Genomic DNA, 260 nt, shown 5'->3' with positions numbered 1-260 from the left:
CCCGCCGACTTCCGGAGGCAGAGATCCCCTGGCTCTCCGGTTACGAGGGTTCCACGCCGGTCCGGCTGGGAAACGCCGCGGCCCCCCAACTCCAACTCGATGTGTGGGGCGAAGTCCTGGATGGGCTCTCGCTGACCCGGGCGTACTCACCGCCGGGCACAGTCGATAACTCTTGGGATATCCAGGTGGCCCTCATGGAGTACCTGGAAGGGGCGTGGGACCAGCCGGACAACGGACTCTGGGAGGTTCGGGGCCCGAGG

Annotated in this window: 1 protein-coding gene; it reads left to right on the top strand. The window is 67.3% G+C overall.

The features are described from left to right. Nucleotides 1-260: glycoside hydrolase family 15 protein (locus SB764_RS41865; protein WP_410867017.1), on the top strand; the 260-nt coding region annotated here is incomplete at both ends.

This window comes from Paraburkholderia sp. SIMBA_027, from assembly GCF_046535315.1.
Classification (GTDB): domain Bacteria; phylum Pseudomonadota; class Gammaproteobacteria; order Burkholderiales; family Burkholderiaceae; genus Paraburkholderia; species Paraburkholderia tropica.
Note: the sequence above shows the minus strand (reverse complement) of the source record. Positions and strands in the feature narration are given on the sequence as shown.